General features: G+C 58.4%; 5 protein-coding genes and 1 pseudogene. 1 reads left to right on the top strand and 5 read right to left on the bottom strand.

Annotation, left to right across the window (positions count from 1 at the left end):
* A pseudogene (locus BG842_RS14840) lies at window positions 1-405 on the top strand (hypothetical protein); the annotation flags it as partial.
* Between the two features lie 49 nt (window positions 406-454).
* On the opposite strand, the gene BG842_RS14835 reads toward BG842_RS14840, so the two are convergent.
* The 5 genes from BG842_RS14835 to BG842_RS14825 all read right to left on the bottom strand — a co-directional run.
* Window positions 455-853 carry a helix-turn-helix domain-containing protein gene (locus BG842_RS14835; RefSeq protein ID WP_007980716.1) on the bottom strand — a complete coding sequence of 133 codons (399 nt, stop codon included), beginning with the start codon at window positions 851-853 and terminating at the stop codon, window positions 455-457.
* A gap of 78 nt (window positions 854-931) precedes the next feature.
* Complete coding sequence (locus tag BG842_RS14830) at window positions 932-1,903, bottom strand: sulfite exporter TauE/SafE family protein (protein WP_069451346.1); 972 nt, start codon at window positions 1,901-1,903, stop codon at window positions 932-934.
* A 2-nt stretch (window positions 1,904-1,905) separates the two neighbouring features.
* Complete coding sequence (locus tag BG842_RS29925; RefSeq protein ID WP_171970536.1) at window positions 1,906-2,049, bottom strand: hypothetical protein; 144 nt, start codon at window positions 2,047-2,049, stop codon at window positions 1,906-1,908.
* Window positions 2,050-2,452: 403 nt separating this feature from the next.
* Window positions 2,453-2,626 carry a hypothetical protein gene (locus BG842_RS28920; RefSeq protein WP_254663193.1) on the bottom strand — a complete coding sequence of 58 codons (174 nt, stop codon included), beginning with the start codon at window positions 2,624-2,626 and terminating at the stop codon, window positions 2,453-2,455.
* Between the two features lie 276 nt (window positions 2,627-2,902).
* On the bottom strand, window positions 2,903-3,487 hold a 585-nt coding region (locus BG842_RS14825; protein WP_217493326.1), incomplete at its 5' end, for a GAP family protein.

The following is a 3,487-nucleotide window of genomic DNA, read 5'->3' as shown; positions in this document are numbered from 1 at the left end:
CTCTCGTTTGCTTACATCGGCATGCGCGAGAGCGGAGGCGAGTTCGGACACGCCCTCGAACCCGCGATTCGGAAGGCGGAAGAGGTTCACGCGGCCGACATGCTCGGCCAAGCGGTGTCGGTGGACGTGCAGTTCGACGTCGAAACGGAGGTCGAGACCGCCGTGGACGACGTTGCGGTCGCCATCGACGCCGGAAAACCCGTGACGCCCGCCGAGTTGTTCTCCGTCATGGTCGGCAGCGACGTCTTGGAGGACGTAGAGGAGGTCACGCTCCAGTTGAGCGACGAGGCGGACGAGGACGGCCTCCTGAAGGAAGACGAGTTCGTCGCGCACGTCGCCGACTATCTGGACGCCGAGCTACGCTGGCTTCCGTACAACCGAGTAAAAGTTCTCGTCGAGACGTAACCGTCTTGGTGATGTCGAGAGCGGCGATGGGGTCCCGTGAGCCGTTCCGTCAGACCGGTTGTTCGGGCTGTTCCATCGGGTCGTACTTGTCCTCGAACTCCTGAATCAACTGGCCCATCTTGGCGTACCACTCGTTCAACATGCGCTGCATGTCGTGGGACACTTCGCCGGGGTCGGTCGGCTTGTAGACGTGGTAGTAGCCACCCTGGTCGTAGTTGACCTGTTCTTTCTGGATGAACCCAGATTGGAGCAGTCGCTGGATAGAGCGGTACGCCGTCGACCGTTCGCGGTCGATCCGCTCCGCGATGTCGTCGATGGTTAGTGGGTTCTCGCTCTCGATCACGACTCGATAACACTGCTTATCGAGTTCTTTCAGTCCGTGAAGACACTCCAGCAATCCTTCACACTCCATGTCTTGCTGAAGGTACTCGGCCATCGAGTTCGCCATTTTCAAGTCGTGAGTAAGAATTTGGCACGTATAAGGATTTTGCATGGTTTGTACAAAACTACTTGTTCGCCCCGAAGGTCAGTCGGAGGTCGACACGCTCGGCGACTCGCGCTCCCGAAGGTTGACGAGTGCGCTGTAGACGACCGCCGCGGCGACGACCACCGCGGAGCCGAAGATGAGCACCAGGCTGATCTGGTCGAGGAGGTGGATGCCCAGCGCGTCTCCGACTCGGTTGCTCGCGACGGCGACGCTGCCCGCGAGGAGCATCGCGGCGAAGTAGCCTTTGATGTCGTCCTCGTCGGTCAGGTTCGTTGCCGCTGCACCGATGCGTGCTCCGAGCGCGCTTCCCGCCAAGAGCGGAGCGACGACGGCGAGTTCGACGGCCCCGTTCTGGGCGTAGGAGAACGCGCCGAAACCACCGGAGACGGTGATCTGGAGCACGTCAGTCCCGACTGCCACGACGGTGGGAACGCCGAGGACGTACACCATCGCGGGCATCAGGAGGAAGCCGCCACCGACGCCGAGGAAGCCGGACAGGATGCCGACGAACAGCGCGATGCCCAGCGTGAGCCAGACCGAAATCTCCACGCCACCGCTGATGGAAACCATCGGAGGAATCTGGAGCACCTCGAAGCGCTCCGGGAGCGACGATGCGCCGTCGTCGTCACTGCCACGCGAGTCGCGGAACGTGAAGAGGCCGACCGTGGCCAACAGGAGGACGTAGGCGGTCCCCACAACGATGTCAGCCATGCCGGTCGCTTCGAGCCACAACACGACGTATTCCCCGACCTTGATACCACTCGTCATGCCGACGATGAACATCAGCGCGAGTTTGTAATCGACCTGTCCGAGGTTACGGTGTCGGAGCGCGGCGATGACCGATGTGCCGAACACGAACGCCAGTCCGCTTCCGACCGCGACCTTCGCCGGGTATCCGAACACCAGCAACGCGGGCGTGACGAGGAACGACCCGCCCATCCCGAAGAATCCGAACAGGATTCCGATGACCAGTCCGAACCCGATGAACAGGGCAATGAGGAGTGGCTCCACGATTACTCACCCGTAAGCGCGTCGATAACGTTCGAACTCACCATCTGCACGACGACACCGTATCCGGCATAGAGGACGACTGCCTCCCCGAGAACGGCACCGACCGTCGTGGCTGCTCCGAGTCCACTCAATTCGATTCCGAACATGCTCATCGACCTCGCTTTCGTACTGACCGCGGTTTTGTGCGAATCATACTTTTCTACTCACTACAGCCTATCCGCTCACAGGTCTTAATAGTTTTGTGAATATTGTGCAATACAATCTGCCTCGGTCGAAACCGGATATCGGCATGTATCAGGCCCCTATTGCGGTAACGTGTCGTTTTTGAGCAACATTTTATCCTCTTCCTCCATCTTGGAAAATATCGATGCGGCTCGAAAATATCGGCGAAACCATCCCTAGTGATTTGCAATAGAAATACAATATTGTTAAATGGGTCAGTACCGTGTCCGCGGTTCCACGACGGCGTAGTCGAACCGACGACTGCGGTGCTGTCGCTGACATCGGTTCGTTACCCGACCAAAAATCGCACTGTGTGCCGAGGTCGGGTCAGTTCGTCGACGGCCGACCGGAAACCGACTGTCCCCTGAGTACCCGCACGGAGCTGTAGATGATGGCCCCGCTGACGAGAATCGCCGCTCCGAAAATGAGGACCATGCTCACCGTTTTGAGCGCGGCGATGCCGGTCATGGCGCTCAGTTTCTTTTCCCTGATGGTGGTCATTATCGTCCAGTTCCTTCAAGTCGCTATCGCAAAACTTTGAGGTGAGGAATAAGCGTCCCATCTTGAGATCGCCCCAACGACGGTTCAAGAGACGGACGACAGCCGTGATGATGCGACGAAGGGTGGCGAAGCCATCGACGGTGGCCAGTAGGTGTCGGGATTACAGTATTGGATAGACCGCCAGAATAGTGCTCGTCGGTATACTCTCGGTTCTCAAACGGCTCGTCATTCAACGTGAGCGTCCAAAATCGTGACCGTCAGGGTGGCTTTCTTCGATCACCCCGTGAGGTTGCTGATCGTGATAGCGATGAAAAGCAGGAGGACGATCTCGTTGATGATCCAGGAGTTCGTTTCCATCCAGTCACGCGCTTTCGGCAGGAATGCCTCCGCCCGTTCGCCGAACGCGAGCAAGATCAGTAATGGGAGCGCTAGAATCAAGAGCGTAACTCCGATAAACGGGAGGGCATCTCTCCAGGGTGCCCCTTGCGCCGCGAGATATGAACCAACGGCGGCGGACGTGAGGAGATCACTCGGGAAAAGTCCCATCAGGAGGAATCCAAGCCTGAACGAGAACCGTGGGTTTGCCGATGTGAGCTTCCCCATCCATTTGGGCGGTTCCGTCTCCTCTCTCGTCCGGAAGACGTTTACCATTGCCACCAAGAGCAGGACGAGGATGATAACATAGAGTGTATCGTTTGTTGTGCCTTGTCCAAGTGCACCCTCACCAGCGAAGTAGACGAGAGTCACGACCAGGGAGATCGAGATTGCAGCGCCGAGGACGTATGCGGCGGAGTTCTGTCGCCAGTTTTCACTCGTCGCGAGGAAGATGGCGCTGAGAATCTGTGGCCCCGCAACCATCAC

It is taken from the genome of Haladaptatus sp. W1, assembly GCF_001723155.1.
GTDB lineage: Archaea > Halobacteriota > Halobacteria > Halobacteriales > Haladaptataceae > Haladaptatus > Haladaptatus paucihalophilus.
This window is presented reverse-complemented; position numbering and strand designations above follow the sequence as displayed.

Bases quoted from the DNA above. Each gene is read 5' to 3' on its own strand.
- BG842_RS14835 (WP_007980716.1), bottom strand. From the start codon at position 853: ATGGCGAACTCGATGGCCGAGTACCTTCAGCAAGACATGGAGTGTGAA.
- BG842_RS28920 (WP_254663193.1), bottom strand. From the start codon at position 2,626: ATGACCACCATCAGGGAAAAGAAACTGAGCGCCATGACCGGCATCGCC.
- BG842_RS29925 (WP_171970536.1), bottom strand. From the start codon at position 2,049: ATGTTCGGAATCGAATTGAGTGGACTCGGAGCAGCCACGACGGTCGGT.